Annotated in this window: 25 protein-coding genes; 12 read left to right on the top strand and 13 right to left on the bottom strand. The window is 65.6% G+C overall.

All coding sequences use genetic code 11. The features are described 5' to 3' along the window. Window positions 1-16 precede the first annotated feature (16 nt). From psmA to thyX, 3 genes are all read right to left on the bottom strand, one after another. On the bottom strand, window positions 17-751 hold the full coding sequence (psmA, locus tag LAQ73_RS13840) for an archaeal proteasome endopeptidase complex subunit alpha (protein WP_224268853.1): 735 nt from the start codon (window positions 749-751) through the stop codon (window positions 17-19). Window positions 752-929: 178 nt separating this feature from the next. Then, window positions 930-1,433, bottom strand: a complete 504-nt coding sequence (locus LAQ73_RS13835; protein ID WP_224268852.1) for a dihydrofolate reductase — start codon at window positions 1,431-1,433, stop codon at window positions 930-932. A gap of 5 nt (window positions 1,434-1,438) precedes the next feature. After that, complete coding sequence (gene thyX, locus LAQ73_RS13830; RefSeq protein WP_224268851.1) at window positions 1,439-2,182, bottom strand: FAD-dependent thymidylate synthase; 744 nt, start codon at window positions 2,180-2,182, stop codon at window positions 1,439-1,441. Window positions 2,183-2,292: 110 nt separating this feature from the next. On the opposite strand from thyX, the gene LAQ73_RS13825 reads away from it, so the two are divergent. Continuing rightward, entirely contained in the window at window positions 2,293-2,880 is a 588-nt protein-coding gene (locus LAQ73_RS13825) for an MBL fold metallo-hydrolase (protein WP_224268850.1), read from the top strand. 3 nt (window positions 2,881-2,883) lie between these two features. Here LAQ73_RS13825 and LAQ73_RS13820 read toward each other — a convergent pair whose 3' ends face one another. Beyond that, entirely contained in the window at window positions 2,884-3,723 is an 840-nt protein-coding gene (locus tag LAQ73_RS13820) for an ATPase (RefSeq protein WP_224268849.1), read from the bottom strand. A 3-nt stretch (window positions 3,724-3,726) separates the two neighbouring features. Then, the gene (locus tag LAQ73_RS13815; RefSeq protein WP_224268848.1) at window positions 3,727-4,005 is read right to left on the bottom strand and encodes a DUF5827 family protein; all 279 of its coding nucleotides are present in this window, start codon (window positions 4,003-4,005) and stop codon (window positions 3,727-3,729) included. A gap of 216 nt (window positions 4,006-4,221) precedes the next feature. On the opposite strand from LAQ73_RS13815, the gene LAQ73_RS13810 reads away from it, so the two are divergent. Next, window positions 4,222-4,638 (top strand): DUF7522 family protein, encoded by a 417-nt coding sequence (locus tag LAQ73_RS13810; protein WP_224268847.1) that lies wholly within the window; start codon window positions 4,222-4,224, stop codon window positions 4,636-4,638. Between the two features lie 87 nt (window positions 4,639-4,725). Here LAQ73_RS13810 and sod read toward each other — a convergent pair whose 3' ends face one another. The 4 genes from sod to LAQ73_RS13790 form a co-directional block, all read right to left on the bottom strand. After that, window positions 4,726-5,325, bottom strand: a complete 600-nt coding sequence (gene sod, locus LAQ73_RS13805; RefSeq protein WP_224268846.1) for a superoxide dismutase — start codon at window positions 5,323-5,325, stop codon at window positions 4,726-4,728. 183 nt (window positions 5,326-5,508) lie between these two features. Beyond that, window positions 5,509-6,135: a superoxide dismutase gene (locus tag LAQ73_RS13800; RefSeq protein WP_224268845.1), complete on the bottom strand. Its 627-nt coding sequence runs from the start codon at window positions 6,133-6,135 to the stop codon at window positions 5,509-5,511. Between the two features lie 213 nt (window positions 6,136-6,348). Next, window positions 6,349-8,118 (bottom strand): histidine kinase N-terminal 7TM domain-containing protein, encoded by a 1,770-nt coding sequence (locus LAQ73_RS13795; RefSeq protein ID WP_224268844.1) that lies wholly within the window; start codon window positions 8,116-8,118, stop codon window positions 6,349-6,351. 107 nt (window positions 8,119-8,225) lie between these two features. Beyond that, window positions 8,226-9,164: a UbiA family prenyltransferase gene (locus tag LAQ73_RS13790; RefSeq protein ID WP_224268843.1), complete on the bottom strand. Its 939-nt coding sequence runs from the start codon at window positions 9,162-9,164 to the stop codon at window positions 8,226-8,228. A 479-nt stretch (window positions 9,165-9,643) separates the two neighbouring features. On the opposite strand from LAQ73_RS13790, the gene LAQ73_RS13785 reads away from it, so the two are divergent. Next, entirely contained in the window at window positions 9,644-10,624 is a 981-nt protein-coding gene (locus tag LAQ73_RS13785; protein WP_224268842.1) for a quinone oxidoreductase family protein, read from the top strand. Between the two features lie 107 nt (window positions 10,625-10,731). Further along, complete coding sequence (locus LAQ73_RS13780) at window positions 10,732-11,595, top strand: DUF8054 domain-containing protein (protein ID WP_224268841.1); 864 nt, start codon at window positions 10,732-10,734, stop codon at window positions 11,593-11,595. A 449-nt stretch (window positions 11,596-12,044) separates the two neighbouring features. On the opposite strand, the gene LAQ73_RS13775 is transcribed toward LAQ73_RS13780, so the two are convergent. Next, a complete protein-coding gene (locus LAQ73_RS13775; protein ID WP_224268840.1) occupies window positions 12,045-12,773 on the bottom strand; it encodes a 6-hydroxymethylpterin diphosphokinase MptE-like protein in 729 nt (242 codons plus the stop codon). 129 nt (window positions 12,774-12,902) lie between these two features. After that, a complete protein-coding gene (locus LAQ73_RS13770; RefSeq protein WP_224270771.1) occupies window positions 12,903-14,072 on the bottom strand; it encodes a dihydropteroate synthase in 1,170 nt (389 codons plus the stop codon). A 120-nt stretch (window positions 14,073-14,192) separates the two neighbouring features. On the opposite strand from LAQ73_RS13770, the gene LAQ73_RS13765 reads away from it, so the two are divergent. From LAQ73_RS13765 to LAQ73_RS13745, 5 genes are all read left to right on the top strand, one after another. Next, complete coding sequence (locus LAQ73_RS13765) at window positions 14,193-15,170, top strand: M48 family metallopeptidase (RefSeq protein ID WP_224268839.1); 978 nt, start codon at window positions 14,193-14,195, stop codon at window positions 15,168-15,170. 22 nt (window positions 15,171-15,192) lie between these two features. After that, window positions 15,193-16,218 carry a M48 family metalloprotease gene (locus LAQ73_RS13760; protein WP_224268838.1) on the top strand — a complete coding sequence of 342 codons (1,026 nt, stop codon included), beginning with the start codon at window positions 15,193-15,195 and terminating at the stop codon, window positions 16,216-16,218. A gap of 49 nt (window positions 16,219-16,267) precedes the next feature. After that, a complete protein-coding gene (locus LAQ73_RS13755; RefSeq protein ID WP_224268837.1) occupies window positions 16,268-16,864 on the top strand; it encodes a riboflavin synthase in 597 nt (198 codons plus the stop codon). 79 nt (window positions 16,865-16,943) lie between these two features. Next, on the top strand, window positions 16,944-17,567 hold the full coding sequence (locus LAQ73_RS13750) for a DUF8114 family protein (protein ID WP_224268836.1): 624 nt from the start codon (window positions 16,944-16,946) through the stop codon (window positions 17,565-17,567). Then, window positions 17,564-18,334, top strand: a complete 771-nt coding sequence (locus LAQ73_RS13745) for an RNA methyltransferase (protein ID WP_224268835.1) — start codon at window positions 17,564-17,566, stop codon at window positions 18,332-18,334. The genes LAQ73_RS13750 and LAQ73_RS13745 overlap by 4 nt, the downstream gene beginning before the upstream one ends. 6 nt (window positions 18,335-18,340) lie before the next feature. Here the strand turns inward: LAQ73_RS13745 and LAQ73_RS13740 are convergent, their stop codons facing one another. After that, the gene (locus tag LAQ73_RS13740) at window positions 18,341-18,781 is read right to left on the bottom strand and encodes a MaoC family dehydratase (RefSeq protein ID WP_224268834.1); all 441 of its coding nucleotides are present in this window, start codon (window positions 18,779-18,781) and stop codon (window positions 18,341-18,343) included. 180 nt (window positions 18,782-18,961) lie between these two features. Here LAQ73_RS13740 and LAQ73_RS13735 point away from each other — a divergent pair, with 180 nt between their 5' ends. Next, window positions 18,962-20,251 (top strand): MFS transporter, encoded by a 1,290-nt coding sequence (locus tag LAQ73_RS13735; RefSeq protein WP_224268833.1) that lies wholly within the window; start codon window positions 18,962-18,964, stop codon window positions 20,249-20,251. 78 nt (window positions 20,252-20,329) lie between these two features. On the opposite strand, the gene LAQ73_RS13730 is transcribed toward LAQ73_RS13735, so the two are convergent. Then, the gene (locus tag LAQ73_RS13730; protein ID WP_224268832.1) at window positions 20,330-21,286 is read right to left on the bottom strand and encodes a DMT family transporter; all 957 of its coding nucleotides are present in this window, start codon (window positions 21,284-21,286) and stop codon (window positions 20,330-20,332) included. Between the two features lie 193 nt (window positions 21,287-21,479). Between LAQ73_RS13730 and LAQ73_RS13725 the strand changes: the two genes are divergently transcribed. Together LAQ73_RS13725 and LAQ73_RS13720 are read left to right on the top strand one after the other, a co-directional pair. Continuing rightward, window positions 21,480-21,965 (top strand): Lrp/AsnC family transcriptional regulator, encoded by a 486-nt coding sequence (locus LAQ73_RS13725; RefSeq protein WP_224268831.1) that lies wholly within the window; start codon window positions 21,480-21,482, stop codon window positions 21,963-21,965. Between the two features lie 139 nt (window positions 21,966-22,104). Then, on the top strand, window positions 22,105-22,410 hold the full coding sequence (locus tag LAQ73_RS13720) for a HalOD1 output domain-containing protein (protein WP_224268830.1): 306 nt from the start codon (window positions 22,105-22,107) through the stop codon (window positions 22,408-22,410). The last annotated feature ends 5 nt before the right edge of the window (window positions 22,411-22,415 follow it).

The raw sequence follows: 22,415 nt of genomic DNA, 5'->3' as shown, positions 1-22,415 counted from the left end.
CTACGGAGACCGTCGATTACTCGTCGTCGCTGCCGGCGTCGAGTTCGTCGATGAGGGTGGCGATCTCGTCAGCGCTGTAGGTGTGGTGACCCGACTCGTCGACCGTCGAGAGACTGACGCTCTCGGCGGCGATCTCGTCGTCTTTCGCCCCTTCGAGCAGCGCCTCGACGGCGAGGCTCACGCCGTCGTCGACGCTCATTTCGGGGTCGTAGGCGTCTTCGAGATACTCGCGGATGGTCGCGCTCTCGCCGCCGATGGCGACGGCTTTCCACTCGTGGGGCGTCCCCGAGGGGTCGGTCTCGAACAGACGCGGCCCGCTGGCGTCGACGCCCGCGACGAGCAGCGCCGCGCCGAACGGGCGCGTGCCGCCGCGCTGGGTGTTCTCCTGGATGAAGTCCGTCACTTCCTTCGTGAGTCCCTCCACGCCCGCCGGTTCGCCGTAGCGGAGGTGGTTAACCTGTGCCTCTCGGCGGGCGTAGTCGACGAGTCGTCGGGCGTCGGCGACGTGGCCGGCGCTGGCCGCGCCGACGTGGTCGTCGACCTTGTGGAGTTTCTCGATGCTCTCGGTGACCATCAGCGGCGAACTCGACCGAGTCCGGGCGGCGAGGACGACGCCGTCCGCCGCGCGGATGCCCACGACGGGCGCGCCGCGCTTGACCGCTTCACGTGCGTATTCGACCTGGTAGATGCGTCCGTCCGGGGAGTACAGCGAGGTGCCCCGGTCGTACGCTTGCTGGTTAGAGTTGTTCATCGCGTATCACCGTCGGTTCGACCTGTCCGTACGAGGACGCTGCCGGTCATCGGACCCGTCTACGAGGCCCGCCCGGAAAAACTCTCGCTAAGGCGAATTTTTGCAGATATCACTGCCCGTCGGGACACTCAGAAACGGTGATACCCGAGATTCACCGCCCAGCGGCGCGCTCTCGCGGTTACGACTCTCGCCGTCGGTACTCGACGAAGTCGAAGGCGTCGTGCTCGTCGCGCTCGACTTCGGTCCAGGAGTCGCGGTCGAACGCCGGAAACTCGGTGTCTCCCTCGAACGTCTCGTGAAGCTCGGTCAACACGAGTCGGTTCGCGCGCGGGAGAAACTGCTCGTACACCGTCTCCCCGCCGATGACGAAGATGGGTTCGTCACACTCGCCGTCGCAGACCGCCTCAGACGCTCTCTCCAACGCCGCATCTACCGACGCTGCGCGGACCGCGCCGTCCGGGAGGTCCATCTCGCGTCTGCTCAGTACGACGTTCGTCCGCCCCGGCAGCGGCCCGCTGATCTGTCGGACGATGCTCTCGTACGTCCGCCGGCCCACGACGACCGGGTGGCCCGTCGTCGTCCGCTTGAAGTGTGCGAGGTCGTCGGGGTAGTGCCACGGAATGTCACCGTCGGCCCCGATGACGCCGTTTTCGGCGACGGCGGCGATGAGGACGAGTTCCATCTCGGCTACGGCGCGAGACGGTTCTTCCGGTTGCGCATCCGCTCGTTGTAGTACTCGAACGTGATGGGACACCACTCCTCGGCGAGCTCCAGCACCGACTCGGTGAGTTCTCGAATCTCCCACTGGGCGTCGGCGGCGGCGCGCATGTCGGCGACGTGCATCAGCATCCGGACGTTCATCGACATCACGATGTTGACCTCCGTGCCGATGGGGAGGACGAACCGCGCGTCCTCCGGCGGCATGCCGAGGTCCAGCAGTTCCTGGTAGTCGGCGACCGAGCGACTGACCGACTCGCGGAACAGTTCCTTGCGCTTCTCGACTGTCTCCCCGTCGACCGCGCCGGTTTTCTGATTGCGGCCGACCCAGTTGGGGTCCGACGCCGACGGCGGCGTGACGACCATCTCGCCCGCGGCGACGTCCTCGGGGTCGACGTCGTCGAAGGCGACGTACCGCATCGACTGCACGTCGAAACTGACGTGTCGGTGCCGCGTGATCTGCGCCATGCAGGACCGACTGACGCCCTCGATGGCGAACGTCGCCTGCGGGTGCTCGAACGGCCCGAAGTGGCCGTGGCTCAGCAGGTGACCGATGAGCGTCTCCATCTTCTCTCTCTCGCTGTCGCCGTCGACGGTCTCCATCGTCTCCTCGAACGACTGACTGCCGACGAATCCCGCGGAGTAGTCGTTTCTCGCGCCCTTGCAGACGAGTTTCTCCGGGTTCGGCGTGGCTTCCAGCAGGCGTACGTCCATATCCGAGGGGAGGTGACTCAGGGCGCAAAAAGGGCACCCATTGTCGTCAGCCGTCGACTGTTCCCGCGGCGGACCGATGGAGTCGAGTCCTCCCCGCGCGAATCGAGCGTATGAGCTCCAACCTCGCGGAAGGCGTCTCCGCCTTCACGAGCAACGCATTTCTCGTCGAGGGCGAGCGGACCGTCCTCGTCGACGCCGGCGCGAACTTCGATATCGTCTCTCGAATCCGCGAACGAGTCGACGAAACCGACGACCTCGACGCCGTGATTCTCACTCACACGCACCCGGACCACGTCGGAAACGTGGACGCGGTCCGCGACGCTTTCGACGCGGAGACGTGGGGATTCGACCCCGACCAACCGGCGGTCGACAACGTCATCGAGGACGAATCGAGGGTGAGAATCGGCGACGACGATTACGTCGCGCTCCACACGCCCGGGCACAAGAACGACCACCTCTGTTTCTACAGTGGGGACGCGAGCGCGCTGTTCGCCGGCGACCTCGTCTTCCAGAACGGCGGCTTCGGGCGCACCGACCTGCCGGAGGGTGACCGCGACCTGCTGATCGAGAGCATCGACCGCTTGCGGTCCGTCGTCGACGACTCTCTCGCGGCGATGCACGTCGGCCACGGCCCGAGCGTTACCCAACGACCGTACGACCACGTCGAGATGGCCGCCCGCGCGGCGAGGCTCGGATAGAACTCAGCGCTCCGCCGCCTCGACCAACGCGTCGTACGCTTCGGCGTGGGCGTCGGCGACCCGTTCGGGGTTCCCGCGCGCCTCGTTTCCGAGCGCTCGCAACCCGACCGTCGACAGCGGTTCGAGCATCCCGACGACGCTGTCGACGTACTCTTCGAGTTGGCCCTCTCGGGGGCCGCCGCTGGCGGCCTCGCGGGCTTTGAGGTATCGAGCGCCGTCGTAGATTCGCGCCCGCCCCGGTTCGACGACGGCGACGGCGTCGAACGGAGCGTCCGAGAGCGGAACGGCGATATCGGCGTACGACTCCACGACACTCGTCTCCGTCGCGGCGACGCGTCGGGCGAGACGTTCTGCGGCCGGCACGTATCGCTCGCGCATCACCTCGTTGAACCCCGAAAGCGAGTCGACGCGACGGGCGTCGTCCAGCGGAAGCGAGTCGAGAACTTCGTCGGGCAGGAGTCCCTCCGCCTCGGCGTCGGCGTTGACGACGAACTCCGGGCCGGCCTCCCCGGTCACCCTGTCGACCAGAAACGTTCGGCCGCTCTCTCCGAGCAGTCCGGTTTTGCCGGGCGTGGGCCGCCAGAGACGGTGGACCGGATTGATGGTCTCCGGTTCGACGTCGCCCGCGCTCGCCGCCGCAAGTTTCTGGGCGTCCTTACCGTACAGTCGCCCGGCGTCGCCCGATGCACGGACATCGTCGTGGTCGAACCAGTAGTCGTTGCCCGCGCGCGGTTTGAATCCGACGGGCGCGTAGCCGTCGCGTCGGAGCGACGCGAGCAAGCCGACCGAGAACGTCGTCTTGCCGGCGTCGACGCGGTCACCGCCGGCGACGAGGAGGCGCATCCCTCAGTCGTCTCCCTCGCTTTTCAGCCCGTAGTAGCCGGGTTCCTCGTCGCTCGGCGGTTCGGCGACGACCATCTCGTCGGAGTTGCGCATGATCCACGGAATCGCCCAGTCGAGCAGGATATCTTCGATCCCTTCGTCGATCTCGGCGTCGGCGTCGAGTCCCTGCAGCAGGCGGGCTATCTCGTAGACGGTGTACAGCTGGTCGGCGTCGAGCAGTTCCTCCGGCGTGTAGAAGTCGCACGGAAACAGCTCGTCGAAGTCGGATTTCGGTCGCGGCATGGCCCGAGATACGCCAGCCCCATCGTAAACTCCTGTGGTCGAGCGACGCCACCTTCTGTTTCGCAACTCGTCTCGGAGCGTCCCTCGGGGTGGGACCCATTTCGGATCGCTCGACGGAGTGGAACCGCTCGGCCGGCCGACCGCGTGTGACGCTCGTCTGACTTCTGTCCAATCTATCGCAAAAATGATTATGGCACCCCGGCGAATGGAGGTAGTATGAGCGACGCGACAGAGCGACTCCTCGCTGCGATTCGGCGATTCGGCGACGGGTCGCTCAGAGACGTCTGGCTGTTCGACCAGTGGACGCACGAACAGCTGTACGTCCGCTCGGACGTCGCGGACGACCTCTCGGCGCTCGACGTGGGCGCGCTCGTCGACAACGAGCGCTACGGCTACGTCACCCGAGACACCTACGAGTCGCTGTTCGCCGACGAGTACGCCTACACGGTTCGCGGCTTCGAGCACACCGAACAGTTCAGAACGTTTCTCGCCGACTGCGACCACCGCGTCGGCGTCTTCGCCGGATTCGACCGTCGAACCGGCGGTCACGACTTCGCAAAACTCCACGAGGATATCGTCGCCGCCGTCGAGCAGACGCCCGTCGAGGAGTTCATGCCGAGCACCTGCGACTGAGCCGTCGGCGAAACCTGCTTCTCCGCTCGATTCACCCGTCGCTCGGCGAGCGGCGGCGGCGTCGAAAAAATTGTCGGGGTTGCGGCGTTACTCGAACAGTTCGACGGCCTGGTCGTAGCGGGCGCTGGGCTCGTCCCAGTCGACGACCTCGAAGAAGGCGTCGATGAAGTCGCCGCGCGCCGGACCGTAGTCGTAGTAGTACGAGTGCTCCCAGACGTCGAGCGCGACGATGGGGTGACTTCCCCAGAGCGCGCCCTGGTCGTGCTTGTCGACGACGACGTTGCGGAGCTGGTTCGAGAACGTGTCGTAGACGAGAAGCGCCCAGCCGCTGGCGTTCTTCGCCGCGGCCTCGAACTCGCCCTTCCAGGCGTCGTAGGAGCCGAAGTCCTGCTCGATACGGTCGGCGAGGTCGCCCGACGGCTCGTCGCCGCCCTCCGGCGACATGTTCTGCCAGAACAGGTCGTGGAGGATGTGGCCGCAGCCGTTGTGGGTGACGTTGCGCAGCGCGCTCCCCGACGAGCCGAAGTCGCCTGACTCGCGGTTCTCCGCGAGCGTCTCTTCGGCCGAGTTCCAGCCGTTGACGTAGCCCTGGTGGTGGGTGTCGTGGTGCCACGTGAGCACCTGCTCGGAGATGTGCGGTTCGAGTGCGTCGTAGTCGTACGGGAGTGGGTCGAGTTCGTGACTCATAATGATACCTCCAGTTTGAGTGATACTCTGGAACGGTGTTAAAGTTTGAGGAAGGGTATGATAGCACGCGGCACGTTCGGTGGGATCGGGGTCGCTCTCGACCCTTCGAACCGACTCACCGACAGACTCATCGACGAACTCGCCGGATAAAAGAGAGAGCCGCTGATGACGCGAACGGACGCTTCAGTGGGTGTGCTGGCCGAGCAGATCTGCGTTCTGCGCCTGGTCGTAGCGTTCGGCAACGTCGTCCCAGTTGACGACGTCCCAGAAGTTATCGACGTACTCGCCGCGGCCGTTCTCGTACTGGAGGTAGTAGGCGTGCTCCCAGACGTCGAGCACCAAAAGCGGCGTCACGCCCTGCGGCGTCTGGTTCTGGTGGTTCTCGGCCATCGTCACGATGGGCTTGTCCGCGATGTGGTCGTACGCGAGGAAGCCCCACCCGGAGCCTTCGACGCCCTTGGCGGCCGCCGAGAAGTGGTCCTTGAACTGGTCGAAGCCGCCGAAGTGCTCGTCGAGGGCGTCGGCGAGTTCGCCGCCGGGTTCGCCGCCGCCGTCGGGCGACATGTTCTCCCAGAAGACGGTGTGGTTGACGTGTCCCGAGAGGTTGAACGCGAGGTTTCGTTCGACGCCTTTGATGTCGCCGTAGTCGCCGTCGCTCCGCATCTGCTCCAGTTTCTCGAGCGCCGAGTTCGCGCCGTCGACGTAGCCCTGATGGTGCTTGTCGTGGTGCAGTTCCATGATACGCGCGTCGATGGACGGTTCGAGCGCGTCGTAGTCGTACGGGAGGTCCGGAAGTTCGTAGGTTGCCATTCCGTGAACGTACTCAACGAAGAGACGATTAAGCGTACTGTCTTCTAACATTATCGAAGACTGTCTTCGATAGGCGTCTCTCTCGTCGTCGAACGGATTCGCGGCCCCGTCCGCCGAACTCCGCTGTTACAGTTCGGGGTCGCACTCCGGAACGTCGTCGCTGCCACGCAGCCGACGAAGTGGATAGATAACCTACCCCCTCTCGCGCCGCTATCAGTCGCTCGACGTCGGCGATTCGTTCGGGTGCCGCCGGAAGTTCGCACCGTCGTCCGGGTCGCGCGCTGCGTCCGCCGCCTGCGGGTTGTCCGCCGGGAGCGTCGGCACCTCGACGGTGACCGCCGACCCCGTCGGGTCGTTCTCCTCGAACTCGACGGTACCGTCGGCGATGCCGACCGCCCACGTGACTAACCAGAGGCCGAGGCCGCTGCCGTGGTCCAGCGCCGTCTCCGTCCCGCGTTCGAGCACCGCCCGCTCGTGGGCGTCGATACCCGGACCGTCGTCGGCGACGACGAGACGAACGCGTCCATCGTCGACGGTGGCGCTCACCTCGACGGTCGGGGTCGCGTCGGCGTTGTGTTCGACCGCGTTCTCGACGAGATTCGAGAGCGCCGGGCCGAGCACCGCGTTCACGTACACGTCCTCGGGCAGTGTTTCGACGCGGACCTCCGCATCCGGGAATCGGTCGGCGACGTCGGCGGTCCGTTCGGCCGCGAGGTCCGAGAGCGGCACCGTCCGCGGGGCCCGGCGAACCTGATCGAAGATATCGACGATCTGCCTGGCTTTCTCGCCCATATCCGCGATGGCTATCGCGCGTTCCTTGATTATCTCCGCGCGGTCACTCTCGGGTCCGTCCTCGTCGGCGACCAGATCGGCGTAGCCGTAGATGACGTTCGTCTCGTTGCGGATGTTGTGCCGAAGCGCTCGGTTGAGCACTTCGAGGCGCTGCTGGTGACGTAGGTGCTCGTCGACGTTGTGATAGGAGATGACGCGGCCGACGTTCCGACCGTGGAAGTCGCTGACCTCCGTGACCGTCACGTCGTAGTGCCGCTGGCCGTTCCAACCGTCGACGGTGACGTGCTCGGAGGAGGTTCCGACGCTCGGGACGTGGTCGTACTTCGGGAGCACGTCTCGGGCGGGTCGACCGAGCGCCGCGCGGGCCGTCGTCCCGAGCATCTCGGTCGCGCTCTCGTTCATGTCGACGACGTAGTCGTGGTTGTCGACGACGACGGCCGCGTCCTGCATACGCTCGAAGACGAGTCGGCGCGCCCGGCGGTTCGGAGCGGGGCTGGTGCCGAGCAGTCGAAATTTGGTGAGCGCACTGAGATACGCGACGCCGGAGATTGCGAACGCGACGGGCGTCGGGTCGAGTCCCGAGATCGGAATTGCGCCGTACAGAAAGAGGATATTGCTCACCCACGGCACGATAGTCCCGATCAACAGTGCGACGCTCTGCCCGCGGAACTGCGAGGTCTCGCTTCGGACGTAGCCGAGAAGTGGAACCGACCCGACCAGTCCCAGAAGGTACGTGTAACTGGCAGCCAGCCAGTACCAGGGGCCGCCGTCGCGCCGCAGTATCTCGGCGTCACCTCGTTCGACGAGTTCCGACCCTGTGTAGAGCAGGTTGTGGTAGTCGCCCGTCGCCGCTAGCACCACCGTCACGACGGGGACGACCGACAGAAGAGCGACGTACTTTGGCCGGACGTACTGGTCGCGGCCGGTGTACTCCATCGCGAACAGCACCCACGCGACGGGGATGACGACGACGCCGACCCACTGGATGTCGGACCAGAACGTCTTGGCGGCGAGCGTCGTCGCCTGCAGTTCGAACGCGAAGAACACCGACCACCAACTCTGTCCGGCCAGCATCGCGACCAGCGGCGTCGCTCCCGGTTCGGGCCGCTCACGCCAAGCGAGCAGCGCGGCGGTTAATCCGATACCGACGGTGGCGAGTACGACCACGTACAGTTGGCTCAGTGCGCTCACCGGCGTACTCTCCGATACAACTGCTCACATATTAACTTCCCGACGAAAGTCAGTGCTTTCGACGCGTGCTCGCCCGACGCCACAGTTACGAGATATCCGTCTCGGTTTCAGACGAAGACGACTGTCGCGAGGGTGCCGCCGACGAGCAGGTACTCACACTCGGACGCGAGCGTGAGGAGTTCGTAGTCGTCCATCCGTCCGATACGGGAGACGAGCAACGACGAGTACGCGACACCGACTCCGAGCGCCGCAGCGACCGCGGACGGGAGGAGACCGGTCCCGGCCGCGTAAGCGACCAACACGAGCGAGAGAAGGTCGACTCCGTACAGGGCGTATCGCGTGCCGCGGACGCCGAGGACGAGCGGGAGCGTCGACACGTCGGAGGCTCGGTCGCTCTCGGTGTCGCCGACGTTCGGTAGTTCCGTGTCGACGAACGACCGCAGGAAGAAGTAACAGAAGACGACGGCGGCGGCGGGGGTGGACACGCGCCCGGCGAACGCCAGCGGCAGGAACGTCAGGGTGACCGCCCACGCGAACGCCACGACGGCTGTGTTGACGACGAGTACGTCCTTGAACCGAGCGAAGCGAACACCGACGTCGGGTACCCAGTCGGAGGCGTACAGGACGCCGAACATTCCCGGGAGGAGGGTAATCGCCAACGCGTACGGACCGCCGAGCACCGACAGCGCGACGGCGAGTCCGTAACAAACCGACGCCATCAGGTACAGTACGTCGCGGTGGCGTCTGATGAAGGCGGCCTGACGCGGGTTCGACACCTCGTCGGCGTCGACATCGACCAGTCGGTCGTAGGCGTAGACGGCGAACGTCACGAACGCCACGACGACCGGCGCGGGGTTCGCTTCGATACCCAGAAGCATCATCACGATAGCGAGCTCCACCGCCGCGATGACCGCGAGGTACGCCGAACTGTACATCAGAGCGTCGCCCGCCCGTTCGCCGTACACTGTCATCCGGTCGACGACTCGCTCCCACCACGCTGCTGTCCTCTCCGTGTCTACCGTCTGCTGTGAACTTTCGTGTGTCATTGGTCGCCCGTAGCTCGACGGAGGAGGGCGTTCGGAGGGCCCGAATCCGTCGTCTCGTTCTGTGAGAGTACCCACTCCATTATAATCAATCACCGTCTAACTGGAATCTGTCTCCGGCAGAGGCTACACGAACGCGTTCTGTGCCCTCCAGAACTCGCTCTGGGCGTGCCAGATACGGAGAGTACGGGCCTCTTCCCCCGATTTTCGAATGGGTCGATTCTACTCGTCAACCTTGCCGCAAGCCCGACGATGGTCGTCCCGTCGAGAACGCGGCTCCGCCTACGCTCGATTCGCTCGTGTCCGTTTCGTCTCCAGTGGGCATCGTGTTCGGTAGTCAGCTATCCGTTCGGAAAACTGCTCGATAAAAGATACTGTAGCCGTCGACTGTGAGAAACCCCGTTACCGTTGTCGTGAGGAACGGCAGACAACCGACTGGCCGTTCACCGGGGCTTATCGGTGGTCGCCCTTTACACGACTCCATGCGCGCGATTCGTGTAACCGAGTTCGGAGGAACTGACGTGCTCGACCCCGTCGATATCGAGGAACAGGACCCCGGTCCGGGCGAGGTCCGAATCGACGTGAAGGCCGCCGGCATCAACTTCGCCGACATCATGCAGCGCCGCGGCCACTACCGCGGCGGCCCGGAACCGCCGTACGTTCCGGGGATGGAAGCCGCCGGGACCATCGACGCCGTCGGTGAGGGCGTCGACCGCGAGGTGGGCGACCGAGTCGTCGCCATGACCGGCGGCGGCGCGTACGCCGAGAAGGTCGTCACACCCGCCAACGGCCTCTTCGACGTGCCGCCGGGGATGGAGTTCGCCGAGGCCGCCGGGTTCCCCGTGCAGTTTCTCACGGCGCACTGCTGCCTCCACGAGTGGGGCGGACTCGACTCGGAGGATGCGGACGAGCGGGTGCTGATTCAGGCTGCCGCGGGAGGCGTCGGCACCGCGGCCGTCCAGTTAGCCGCGGCCACGGGCGCGGAGTCGTTCGGCACCGCTAGCAGTCAGGAGAAACTCGATCTCGCGGCGCGTCTGGGGTTGGACCACCCCATCGACTACACCGAAGAGGCGTTCGAGGAGGTAATTGAGGCCGAAACCGATGGCAAGGGTGTCGACCTCGTGCTCGACGGTGTCGGCGGCGACGCGTTCGACGCCAGCCTCGACGCGCTCAACTATCGCGGCCGACTCGTTACCTACGGTGTCGCCAGCGGCGACCCCGCGCAGGCGGACACGACGCGCCTTTTGTTCGAGAACAAATCCGTCGTCGGCTTCCACCTCGGCCGCGCGATGCAGCGCGACCCCCAGTCGGTGCTGAAGGCGGTGCCCGAACTTACGGAGTTGCTCGCCGAGGGCGAGCTTGAGGTCGTCGTCGGCGAGCGATTCCCGCTCTCTGCGGCCGCCGACGCCCACGAGTACATCGAGAACCGCGAGTCGACCGGGAAGGTCGTACTCGAACCGTAGGACGGTCGAACTCCAGGGATTCGCTCCGAGTGAAGACGACCCACACACCTATGCTACCGGAGGCGAACGACCCAGTATCGTCCGCGGACGGACGGTGAGTCGATTCGATGACATCTTCACTACTCGAACGCGTCCGAAAACCCGAGTACGTCGGCGAGAATCGCTGTGCCCCCTGCACAGCGGTCAACATCGCCATCGCGGGCGCCGTTACGCTACCGGTGGCTGTTCTCTCGCCGCCGGTCGGGATCGCGGCCTTCGCCGTATCGCTGGCGCTCGTCTACCTCCGAGGCTACCTCGTCCCAGGAACGCCGGCGCTCACGAAACGCTACGTCCCCGACTGGCTCCTGCGGCGTTTCGACAAGTCCGAACACGCGAGGTCGATGCGGCCAGCGGCGGTGGCATCCGACTGGGACCACGACGTCGACCCGGCGACGTTCGACACCGAGACAGTTGACATCGAAACGCTCCTCCTCGACGTCGGCGCGCTGCGAGACGTCGACGCCGACGTCGTTCTCGACGCGTCGTTCGAACGGGCGTGGTATCACCGAATAGACGCGCTTCGTGACGGCGACGGCGGCGTCGACCAACTCGCCCGAACCGTCGGCGTCGACGCCGACCGGGTGTCGCTGAGCGACCATGGCAACGCCGTGGCCGCGTGGCTCGACGACGACTGGTTGGGGCAGTGGGAGTCCCGAGAGGCGTTTGCCGCCGACATGGCCGCGAGCGCGGAGCTCGACGACAGAACCGACGTCTGGTCGCGACTCTCCGTCGACGTTCGGGGCCAAATGCTCAGCGGTCTTCGCGCCTGTATCGAGCACTGCCCGGCCTGCGGCGGTCCGGTTGACCTCGGTACGCACGCCGTCGAGTCGTGCTGTCGAAGCTACGACGTCATCGCGGCGGCCTGCGAGCACTGCGAGGTGCGGTACTTCGAGGCCGAGTACGACGCGACAGACGACGCGTTCGTCGACTGATCGACACCGCGTCGCTGGCGGCGAAGAAATCAGAGAGAAGAGATTGTCGATGCGTGTGAAACCGAGGAGGTTCCACCACCTTCACGTGTGCTGTATGGCTGCTCAGACCGTCAGCACCGACAATCGGTTTCCGATACAGAGTAGTCGCTGATAACTATTTTGATACGAGATTGGTTACGAAACTTACTGGCAACCGTTCTTTCGCCGCGAGCGATATCACTCGGCGCTGTACCAGAGCTCTGAGCACCTGCTATTGTTTGGTCCACAGTTGGTACAGCGCCGAGCAGGCGAAGAGATCCACGACTCCCTCTGACGAGGCGAACGCCGTGAAGCCCGCCCGGCGAGTGTCCGGCAGACGATGGACGTACTCGCCTCGAACGGTCGTTTCGTGGTTCGCACTCCGTGCCGATGCCCCGACGCGAAACGCCCTGTTCGTGCTCTGGCATCTGTTACTGCTGATTCTCGTCGTCGGCCTCGCTCTCTAGGAGGGAGTCGACCGAGGGAGGCGATTCGAGCGACGACCGCCGGCCGTCCAGAACCGAAAAGCGCTCGCCACGGCGTCGTTCCAACCACGCCAGAAGCCGCGCGGCCCACGCGAGTTTCTTCGCTTTCATCTCGTCGACCGTCGGGTCGTCGAACTGCCAGCCGGCGAATCTCAACTCTCTGGCTCCGAACTCGTCGGCCAGAAACGCCGCCCGGTCGCCGTCGGTGAACCCGCCGTAGTCGACGACGGGGCCGACGGGGGCCGCCTGCGTCGTCGCCAGTACGTGCTCGGAGTCGAACCGTGGCACCCACTCGCGAATCGCGGGTCGGTTGTCCCCGTGGGCGTGCGCTGCCACCGGGGTTCCCTGCCGGGTCAACTCGCGGGCCGTCTCGGGGTTTTTGTCGAGGTCGGTTACCATGAGGTCGACGCCGACGCCGTGGTCACGCAGTACGTCGGCGGCCGTCGAGGCGGCGAAGACGTAGTCCGCGTCGGCCGCGCGGTCGACCTCGTCGGGGAGCGACGGCGCGGCACCGACGACGGCGACGCTCGCCCCCTCGACGACGCGGAGACGTGACTCGTCGAACGGTTCGGCGAGCGCCGCCAGGTCGTCGCGGGCGCGTTCGTCGGCGCTCCGGTCGAAGCCGAAGTCGGCGAGAATCCGCTCGTAGACGGGTTCCCAGGCGTCGAAGTTCACGCTTCGCCCCGGTCGAGTCGAGGGTGCCGCCGCTGGCGAAGCGAGTGCTCGGCGGTAATAATACTGTATGGGCCGGAGTGGCACCAAGTACCCCTACCCGCGTGCCGTTCCGGCGTCCACTTCCTCGGTTCAAGCGCGTCCGCCATAAGTTTTCTCGTACGTGAATGTTTCCGCTATCTCCGACAGGACGGCGTCGAGGGGTTCCGAAACGCCGTATGCCGCGTCAGCAGTCCGGACGAGTGCCCCCGCCGTCCCCACTAGCAGCGTCCGACCGCTCTCGCCGCCGACGAGCATCGCCCCTGACTCCTTCGTCGCGGCGACGAGTGCCCCGCGCTCTTCGGGCGACAGCGACGCGAACTCGAAGACGTTCGAGACGGTTTCGGGCGCGGCGTTCGGGTCACCTCCGACGCGTTCGATGTGGCGGGCCGCCTCCCGCGGCGTCGTCACGTCGAGTTCTCGGACGGAGACTGCACCCTCTCTGCGGACGCGTTCTCGCGCGAACGCCGCGCCGACCAGCGCCGCGTCGCGCGTCTCGGCGACGTCGTGGGTCCGAATCACGTGTGCGCCGCGTTCGACGGCCATCGAGGTGGCCGCGAGACTCACCGGCAGCGCCTCCTCGGTGGAGCGACCGGCGAGTTCGCGGAGGAAGTTTTTGCGGTTGACGGAGACGAGAACCGGCTGGCCGAAGCCGCGGAACTCGCGGAGGCGGCGGAACGTCTCGCGGTCGTCTTCGAGCGTCTTCTCCTCTGACCACCCGCCGAACGCCGGGTCGACGATGGTCTTGTCCGTCAGACCGCTCTGCTTCAGCGCCTCGTAGATGTCGTCGACTCCCTCGACCGCTCCGGGCCGTTCGAGGTCCGGCGGACTCGCCATCTTGACGACGGCGACGTCGTGGGCCTCGCACACCTCGGGCATCTTCGGGTCGGCGAAGCCGCAGATGTCGTTGACCATCTCGAAACCGCGCGAGAGCGCCTCGTCGGCGACTTCGTGGTACCGCGTCTCGATGGAGAACACCGCGTCGCCGGAGACGTGCTCCAGCGTCTCGATGGCGGTATCGAGGCGGTCGAGTTCCTGTTCGGCCGTGAGGACCTCGAACCGCTTGTTCGCCGATTCGAGGCCGACGTCGACGATGTCCGCGCCCCGGCCGATGAGCGCATCGTCGACGTAGTCGGCCGCCTCTTCGGCGTCGTCGAAGACGCTCGGCTCGTACGGCGACTCCTTCGAGACGTTGAGTACGCCCATGATTCGGGGCGGATAGTCGTCGCCGATGCCGAGACCGGCGGCGTCCACGTTTCGCATGTCTCTGTCGTAGAACGCATCCGTGATAGGCAGTCCGGTGTCGGTAGTCGGCGTCACAGTCGGTCGCTTCGCCCCGGAATGGCGTCCATAACTATCAATCAATTATCCGAAGCGTGTGCAATGAACTGGACGCCGGATACGGCGCTTCGCCGTCGGATGGTACGGACGCTCGTGTTGCTCGTCCTCGTCGCGGGTCCACTCGTGCTGCTACCGTTGGCGGTCATAGTCGCTATCTTCGCCGGCATCTACACCATGTACGTCTCGGGAACGTGGGCGATTTCCATTCCGTTCCAGTCGATGACCGGCCGTGAGGTGCTGTTTTTCGTCATTATCGTGCTCACAATCCCGATGTTCTACCTCAAAATGCTCGAAAAGTTTGTCGGCGGACACTTTGCCGAACAGCGGCGGACGCTCCTCGACAGAAACCTCCACTACCCGAGTCGGTCGAACGCCGGCGAACTCCACCGCGCTGTCGAGTACGCCGCAAAGCAGTACGGCGTTCCGAAACCGGATGTCGAACTCGCCGAGACCGACGAGTTGCGGGCGTACACGCTCGGAGTCCGGTCCGAATCGACGACGGTGACCCTCTCGACGGGGTTGCTCAGGGAACTCGACGACGCGGAGTTGCGGGCGGTTGTCGCTCACGAACTCGCGCACGTCCGAAACCGTGACGTGGCCGTCATGACCGCGGTTTCGATGCCCGTCGTCCTCGCCGAAGAACTCAGTGACGAGCCGCTTCTCGGTCCCGTGCTGTCGGTCGTGACCGCCCCGCTGCGTCTCGTCGGCGAACTGCTGCTCGCGGATTTCTCCCGAGCGCGAGAGTTCGCGGCCGACCGCGCCGCTGCCGCCCTAACGGGCGACCCCAGCGCCCTCGCCAGTGCGTTCCGAAAACTCGACGGCGCGACCGTCGACACACCGGAGGATATGCGACGCCACGATGCCGCGTTCGGTATCGTCTCGCCGTACACCGATACGTCGACGGTGCGTTGGTGGAACAGACGCCACCTCCTTGCGACGCATCCCTCACTCGAAGAGCGTTTGAGCCGCCTTTCCGAACTCGAAAACGAACTCGAAACAGGGTCGCCGACGGAGTTATGAAACCTGAATGAACAGTACACGCATGGACCGGTCCCTCCTCGCTCGAATGGCGTTCGCCACCGCCCTCCTCGGCGTCGTCGCCCTCGCGTTCACCGTCGCACTCGTCGCAGGATTCGGCGCGCTCGCGGTGTTTTTCGGTTGGCCGATGGTTGTCGCGCCCGTCGGCGCTGCAGTCGTCCTCCTCGGCTTCGGTGCGCTCGAACTCACGCAGGGCGCGCGCGTCGTCCGCGAAGCCGACGCCTACGAAGTCGACGCCGACACCTCGCCGCGCCTCCACCGTATCGTCCGCATCGTCGCCCAGCAGGCTGACCTGCCGATGCTCGCAATCGCCGTCTCCGACGACGACGCCCCCGAGGCGTTCGTCACCGGCTACACCGCCGGCAGCGCGACGCTCGTCATCTCGCTCGGGATGCTCCGCGCGCTCGACGACGCGGAACTCCGAGCCGTGGTCGCCCACGAACTGGCGCACGTGAAAAACCGCGACGTGGCGCTGATGACCGCGATTTCGGTGCCGACGGCCGTCGCCAGTCGGTTGCACGAGCTTTCGAGCGCGACGAGCGAGCGACTCGTCGGGAGCGGCGGTGCGGTCCGCGGCCGCGGTCTCGTCGCCATCGTCGCCTTCCTCTCGGCTGTCGTCTCGCTCGTCGCCGGACTGTTCTCCTTTCTCGGCCGCTCGCTCATCGCCTCGTTCTCGCGGGTGCGCGAACTCGCCGCCGACCGCGGGGCCGTCGCGATCACTGGCGACCCCGCGTCGTTGGCGAGCGCGCTTTCGTCCATCGAGACGGAACTCGGCAAACACCCGGTCGAAGACCTCCGGAGCGCCCAGAGCGTCGCGGCGTTCACCGTCGTCTCCCCCGAGCAAGTCGAACCGGACGAACCGCTGATGCTCGGCGCGGAGGGCGACCAACCGGCGACGCTGACGTACTACTCGGACCGCTACGAGGCGTTCGTCTACCGGACGTTCCTGCGGACGCACCCGTCGGTGGGCGACCGGGTGTCGAGGCTTCAGGCGGCCGAGCGCGAGGTGCAAACTGCGACCCCACCATAACATATCTGAGAAACATAACGACTTTAATGTGGCTCGCATCTGTCAACGTATGTACACTGGACTGGTCGAAGCGACCGGCCGCATCTCGAAAACCGAACCCGCCGCCGAAGGCCGTCGACTCCGCGTCGAAACCCCTCTTGCATCTGACCTCGCCGTCGGCGACAGCGCCGCTATCAGCGGCGTCTGTCTCACCGTCGAACGCCGAAGCGACGACTGGTTCGAGGCGTTCGCCACGGAGGAGACACTCGCGCGGACGTATCTCTCAGACCTCCGCGTCGACGACGCGGTGAACCTCGAACGGCCGATGCCCGTCGACGGCCGGTTCGACGGCCACGTCGTCAAAGGAACCGTCGACACCACGGGCACTGTGGCCGAAATCCGCGAACAGGAGAAAGGAGTGGAGTTCGCCTTCGAGGTTCCCGACTCCTTCGCGGGTTATCTCGTCGAGAAAGGGGCCGTCGCCGTCGACGGCGCATCGTTGACCGTCGCCGACTACGACGACCGACGTTTCACGGTCGCGGCGATTCCGGAGACGCTTCGGCTGACGACACTCACGGAGAAGGACATCGGCGACCCCGTTCATCTGGAAGCCGACGTGCTGGCGAAGTACGTCGAGCGGCGGTTGGCGGTCGAAGCGGCGCAGTAGACAGTCGCCGCCGAAGCGTAGCGACCCCGCACCGCCGAAGTCACGTGCTTTTTATCCGCCGACCGGCTACGACCGCGTAATGGCGAAAGTGAGCGTCGGACTCCGCGGTTGGCGGTTCGAGGAGTCCGAAATCTTCACCGAGGAGGGCGAGTTCAAACCGCTCGACGAGATTCCGGAGGACCCCCGCCAGCGACTCCTCCGGCTCAGTATGCTCGTCGAGAAACCGTGTCAGGCCTGTTACCTCGTCCACGGAGAGGAGAACGTCGAGCGCTGCCGACAGGCGAAAATCGTCTACGGCGAACCACTGAACGAGGTCGTCCTCTGCGAGGTGCACGAGGCGGACTTCCTCTACTGGTTCCGCGAGGCCGGCGGCCGCGAGTTCGTCGGCGACGAACTGTTCCGCGACGAGTTCCAGGAGTGGTTCGCCGACGGCGGCCGCGCGCCCGACGGCTACGCCGGGATGGAACACGTCGACACCGACCCCGACAACATGCCGAGTCCGCCCGACGCGAACGAACTCCAGGAACGCATCAACGAGGAGTTCGACGGCGAGCGTATCGACCTGCGCGAGTACGGTCCCGACGCGGCGGAGGCGGGCGCGGACGGCGTGGACGACGCGGACGATGCGGACGACGAAGGCGACGAACCCGAGGAGTTGGACTTCGAGGGCGTCGACCTCGGCCAGCAGTACCCGCGGAAATGAGCAGGCAGAACCCCGTCGTCGTCGTCGTCGAACCGAAGACGCCCGGCAACATCGGCACCATCGCGCGGGCGATGAAGAACTTCGGTCTCTCCGAACTGAAACTCGTCGACCCGCCGGAACTACACCGCGACGGCGACGCCTACGGGTTCGCCGGTCACGCTCGCGAGGACGTTTTGCCGAACGCCGAGACGGTCGAGTTCGACGATGTCGTCGAGAACTACCACACTGTCGCCACCACGGCCATCACGAACGAGGACAGCCGTCGCCACGTCCGCTACCCGTTCAAGACGCCGGTCGAACTCCGCGAGAGCCTGAAAACCGTCGAGACGCGCACCGCGCTCGTCTTCGGCCGCGAGGGGACCGGCCTGGACAACGGCGAACTGGAGCGGATGGACGAGATCTGCTCGATTCCGGCGAGCGACGAGTACCCCGTGCTCAACCTCGGACAGGCCGCCACCGTGCTGATGTACGAACTGCGGGAGCTGACCGTCGAGGAGACGCAACTCCCCGACGTGGAGCTGTCGCGCGCGCCCGAGGAGGACATCGAGCGGTTCTACGACCTGTTCGACGACCTGCTCGACGCGACCGGTTACGACGAGCACAAACGCGACAAGACGACGCGGTTGGTGCGCCGCTTGGTCGGCCGGGCGCACCCGACCGACCGCGAAATTTCGACGCTCTTGGGCCTGTTCCGCCGGACGAACCGTCAACTTCGGCACCGACGCGACCTCTTGGAGGAGTACGACGAACCCGACCGCTGGCGGTAGCGCGAACTACTCCGGTTTTCGTCCGAACATCACCAGTCCGACCATCGAGAACACTTCCTCGTCGTTGCCGTTCAGCGTCGTCGTCCGCACGTGCGCGAGACCCCGCTCGTCGCTCTCGACTGCCTTCTCCAACACCTCGTTTCGCACCCGCAACACGTCACCCGGTCGCACCGGACGGTACCACCGGAGTTCGTCGACGCCCTTCGCACCCATCGAGGCCGCCTCCGAGAGGAAGCCGTCGACGAGCATCCGCATCGTCATCGACGCCGTGTGCCAACCCGAGGCGATGAGGCCGCCGTACATCGTCTCCTCGGCTTTCTCGGGGTCGACGTGGAAGAACTGCGGGTCGTAGCGCCCGGCGAACTCGATTATCTCGTCTTCGGTCACTTCGTACTCGCCGAACTCGGTCGTCTCGCCGACCGCGAGGTCCTCGAAGTAAATCGGCATGTCCGTCCAGACACGGGAGCGGCGCAAATAGCTTGCCCGCGTCGGAACCGCGCCGGACCGGTCACCCCGATTTCGCAGGTGACTGGCGACTCCTCCCGTCGACCGCCGCTTCCACAACCGTATTGCGTCGAGACTCCGAAGCGGGTGTATGGCGCGGTCAGACGCGGTGAGTTCGGACTGATGTCGAACCGACTGGGCGTCGATTCGCAGGTGCTGGCGCTCGCGCTGGCGAGGATGACCGAGTCCGTGGGAAATTCGTTTCTCATCGTCGTCCTCCCGCTTTTCATCGGAACTGAACTGGTTTCGGGCGACACCTTCGGGCTGACTGAGGTTGCGGTCACCGGCATCGTCCTCTCGCTGTTCGGCTTCGTCAACAGCCCGCTCCAGCCGTTCACGGGACGACTGTCGGACCGGACCGGGCGACGCAAGATATTCGTCCTCGCCGGCTTGCTCCTCATCGGCATCGCCAGTTTCTCGTACTCGCTGGCCTCCGCATACTGGCATCTCGTCGGGCTGCGCGTCCTGCAGGGGGTCGCCGGCGCGCTCATCATCCCGACGACCGTCGCGCTCGTCAACGATCTGGCGTCGGAGACGAACCGCGGCGGCAACATGGGGACGTACAACACGTTCAGGCTCGTCGGCTTCGGCGTCGGCCCCATCGCGGCCGGGGCCGTCGTCTCCGCCGGCCCGTACGCGATCGGCGTGGGCGGAACGCAGGTCCAGTTCAGCGGCTTCGACGCCGCGTTCTACTTCGCCACGTTCACCGCGACCGTCAGTTTCGTCCTCATCCTCTCGCTGATCCGCGACCCCGAGAACGTCACCGCGGACGCGTCGGTCGGCGAGGACGGCGGCGCGCTCGACGGCATCTCCGTGTTCGACCGCAGCGGACGGGGCGTGCTCGACCCGGTGTTCACGCTTGGCGTCGTCTCCTTCTTCATGGCCGTCGGTATCGCGCTGTTCGCTACGCTGGGCGACATCATCAACGCGCGACTCGACCAGGGGCCGACGCTGTTCGGCCTCCAGTTCGCGGCGTTCGTGTTGGCCCAGATATTTCTCCAAGTGCCGATCGGGCGAGCGACCGACTTCTACGGTCGGCGGAGATTCATCCTGGTCGGGATGGTGCTGTTGGTCCCGACGACGCTCGTCCAGGGCGTCATATACGACCCGTGGCCGATGTTCGCCGCCCGCTTCGCGCAGGGCATCGCGGGAGCGATGGTGTTCGCGCCCGCACTCGCGCTCGCGGGCGATCTCGCACCCGACGGCAAGTCGGGGACCACGCTCTCGGTGCTGACGATGGCGTTCGGCTTCGGCGTCGCGTTCGGCCCGCTGGCGGCGGGTTTTCTCGTCTCGTTCGGGTTCGTGGTCCCGTTCGCCTTCGGGGCGTCGCTGGCGGCCGTCGGCGCCGTCTTGGTCTGGACGCAGGTCGAAGAGACCGTCACGGCGCGACGCTCGCCGTTTTCGACTGACTAGCTCCGAGAGCGGGCGTACGGACCAGCCGTCGTCCCGCCGGTCGGCGTCGAGGGACGGTCGGTCGGCGTCGAGGGACGGTCAGTCCGCGTCCGGGTACGTGTCGTTGGCGGCGGGCACGTCGCGGGCGACGAACTCGCGGAGTGCATCGCGCTTCAGTACGGCGAAACCAGCGAAGATGGCGGCGAAGCCGACGAACGCGTTCGCCTCGACGACGTGACCGACGAGCGCCGCGCTCGCAAGCGTTGCGACGACCGGTTCGGCGTAGCCGACGAGGTTGATTTCGGTCGGTCCGGTCCGGTCGAGCAGCTCGAAGTAAAGGAGAAATCCGACGACGCCGGAGACGAACGTCAGGTAGATGAACGACGCGACGGCGACGGGCGTCACGTGAATCGCCGCTACCGATTCACCCCGGAGCGCGCCGCCGACGAACAGCGACCCCGCGCCGAGCAGCATCGCCCACGCCTCCATCGACACCAGCGGGAGGTCAGACTCCAGCGGCCGGGTCAGCACGGAGCCGAGCGCGAACGAGGCGGCGCTGAGGAACACGAGCGCGACGCCGAGCGCCGAGCCGAGTTCGAGCGCCGTCGGGTCGGGAGCGACGAGAACGACGACGCCGACGAGACCGAGGCCGAGGCCGGCGAGTTCGCCGGCGCTCAGCCCCTTCGAGGGGAGGAGCGCGCTCGCGCAGACGGCGGTGAGAATGGGCGTGAGGCTGATGACGACGGCCGCGACGGGTCCCGACACCCGCAGCTCGCCGAGATACAGCAGGCCGTGGTACGCGCCGATGAGGAACAGACCGGCGATGCTCACGACGAGCCACTCGTCGCGTCCCGAGGGGAGCCACCGGTCGCTCCTGGCGACGGCGTACGCGAAGACGACTGCGCCCGCGACGGCGTACCGCGCGCCCGCGAAGTACAGCGGCGGGACGTAGTGGAGGCCGACTTCGATGGCGACGAAGGAGGTGCCCCAGAACGCGGCGAGACAGGCGAACAACACTGCGGTCGAATGTTGGTGATAGAGACGACGGAGAGACATCGGTTCGTACTTCGTTCGTCTTTTCCGCATCTTCTTAAATTTGTCTACAATAGAATGGGTTACGGTCGAACGTGATAGTGTTGACCGGAGTGTCGGTTGGAGAACGGCGCTCTCGGTTCGAATCTGATTGGACGAAGCTCCAACCCGTCGGTCGTCGGTGGCTACATAGGGGCATCGTCCGAACTGACTGGCCATGGACGAGCGCGACATCACGCTTCTGAAGGCCATCTCGGACCTCGGGACCGGCAGTCCCGAACGCCTCCACGAAGAGACGGGTATCCCGGTGTCGACGATTCACTACCGGTTGAACAACCTGAAGGAGGACGGTATCATCGAGAACGACCTCTACGACGTGGATTTGGAGAAGTTCGGCCTCGGCGTCACGGTCATCGTCGAAGTGCTGGCCGATTACAGCGGGTCGTACGAGGACGTCGGCGGGAAACTCATGGAGATCGAGGGGGTCACGCAGACGTACTTCACGATGGGCGAGACCGACTTCATCGTCATCGCCCGCCTGACCGGCAGCGAGATGGTCGAACGACTCATCTCGGAGTTCGAGGCCATCGAGGAAGTCGACCGGACCAACTCGACGTACGTGATCTCGACGCTGCGCGACAGTCAACGAGTGCTCCAGAGCTACAGCGTCGAGACGCTCGTCGAGGAGCTCGCCGAGGAGTGACCGCGCCACTCGTCCGTCCCATCTCCCTCACTGTTCGACCGACGTATCGGTTCGCCGAGACGACACTCTGCCAGGGGTGGAAGCAGCCATATTTAGTGAGATACCCCGGGTTATTTCTCTCGGTCCCATACTGGGAGTGATGTCGGCACAGAACCACGTGAGCAACGCTTCGGCTCCAAGCGATTACTGCACCCTCTTCAACCCGTGCGTCGACTCGGTCGTCGAGGAACTCGTCCGGACGGTTTCGGCGCTTCGTGACGCCTCCCCCGTCGAGATTACCCCGCTGTACAGGGTCGTCGACTCCGACGCACTCGAAACGCTGTTCGACGAGTCAGCCACGAGAAAGCGACCGAGTCACCGGGTCGTCACGTTCGATTACGAGGGGTTCGAGGTGACGATTCGCAGCCCCGGCTGTATAGCCCTCGACCCCATCGAGGCGACGTAGCGACG

This window comes from Haloprofundus salinisoli (assembly GCF_020097815.1).
Classification (GTDB): Archaea; Halobacteriota; Halobacteria; order Halobacteriales; family Haloferacaceae; genus Haloprofundus; species Haloprofundus salinisoli.
The sequence above is the reverse complement of the archived record's forward strand: the minus strand, read 5'-3'. Positions and strand labels throughout refer to the sequence as shown.

Bases quoted from the DNA above. Each gene is read 5' to 3' on its own strand.
- LAQ73_RS13835 (WP_224268852.1), bottom strand. From the start codon at position 1,433: ATGGAACTCGTCCTCATCGCCGCCGTCGCCGAAAACGGCGTCATCGGG.
- LAQ73_RS13825 (WP_224268850.1), top strand. From the start codon at position 2,293: ATGAGCTCCAACCTCGCGGAAGGCGTCTCCGCCTTCACGAGCAACGCA.
- LAQ73_RS13780 (WP_224268841.1), top strand. From the start codon at position 10,732: ATGACATCTTCACTACTCGAACGCGTCCGAAAACCCGAGTACGTCGGC.
- LAQ73_RS13720 (WP_224268830.1), top strand. From the start codon at position 22,105: ATGTCGGCACAGAACCACGTGAGCAACGCTTCGGCTCCAAGCGATTAC.
- LAQ73_RS13755 (WP_224268837.1), top strand. From the start codon at position 16,268: ATGTACACTGGACTGGTCGAAGCGACCGGCCGCATCTCGAAAACCGAA.
- sod (WP_224268846.1), bottom strand. From the start codon at position 5,325: ATGAGTCACGAACTCGACCCACTCCCGTACGACTACGACGCACTCGAA.
- LAQ73_RS13785 (WP_224268842.1), top strand. From the start codon at position 9,644: ATGCGCGCGATTCGTGTAACCGAGTTCGGAGGAACTGACGTGCTCGAC.
- psmA (WP_224268853.1), bottom strand. From the start codon at position 751: ATGAACAACTCTAACCAGCAAGCGTACGACCGGGGCACCTCGCTGTAC.
- LAQ73_RS13750 (WP_224268836.1), top strand. From the start codon at position 16,944: ATGGCGAAAGTGAGCGTCGGACTCCGCGGTTGGCGGTTCGAGGAGTCC.
- LAQ73_RS13770 (WP_224270771.1), bottom strand. From the start codon at position 14,072: ATGCGAAACGTGGACGCCGCCGGTCTCGGCATCGGCGACGACTATCCG.
- LAQ73_RS13800 (WP_224268845.1), bottom strand. From the start codon at position 6,135: ATGGCAACCTACGAACTTCCGGACCTCCCGTACGACTACGACGCGCTC.
- thyX (WP_224268851.1), bottom strand. From the start codon at position 2,182: ATGGACGTACGCCTGCTGGAAGCCACGCCGAACCCGGAGAAACTCGTC.
- LAQ73_RS13810 (WP_224268847.1), top strand. From the start codon at position 4,222: ATGAGCGACGCGACAGAGCGACTCCTCGCTGCGATTCGGCGATTCGGC.
- LAQ73_RS13735 (WP_224268833.1), top strand. From the start codon at position 18,962: ATGTCGAACCGACTGGGCGTCGATTCGCAGGTGCTGGCGCTCGCGCTG.
- LAQ73_RS13815 (WP_224268848.1), bottom strand. From the start codon at position 4,005: ATGCCGCGACCGAAATCCGACTTCGACGAGCTGTTTCCGTGCGACTTC.
- LAQ73_RS13765 (WP_224268839.1), top strand. From the start codon at position 14,193: ATGAACTGGACGCCGGATACGGCGCTTCGCCGTCGGATGGTACGGACG.
- LAQ73_RS13745 (WP_224268835.1), top strand. From the start codon at position 17,564: ATGAGCAGGCAGAACCCCGTCGTCGTCGTCGTCGAACCGAAGACGCCC.
- LAQ73_RS13790 (WP_224268843.1), bottom strand. From the start codon at position 9,164: ATGACACACGAAAGTTCACAGCAGACGGTAGACACGGAGAGGACAGCA.
- LAQ73_RS13730 (WP_224268832.1), bottom strand. From the start codon at position 21,286: ATGTCTCTCCGTCGTCTCTATCACCAACATTCGACCGCAGTGTTGTTC.
- LAQ73_RS13740 (WP_224268834.1), bottom strand. From the start codon at position 18,781: ATGCCGATTTACTTCGAGGACCTCGCGGTCGGCGAGACGACCGAGTTC.
- LAQ73_RS13760 (WP_224268838.1), top strand. From the start codon at position 15,193: ATGGACCGGTCCCTCCTCGCTCGAATGGCGTTCGCCACCGCCCTCCTC.
- LAQ73_RS13725 (WP_224268831.1), top strand. From the start codon at position 21,480: ATGGACGAGCGCGACATCACGCTTCTGAAGGCCATCTCGGACCTCGGG.
- LAQ73_RS13820 (WP_224268849.1), bottom strand. From the start codon at position 3,723: ATGCGCCTCCTCGTCGCCGGCGGTGACCGCGTCGACGCCGGCAAGACG.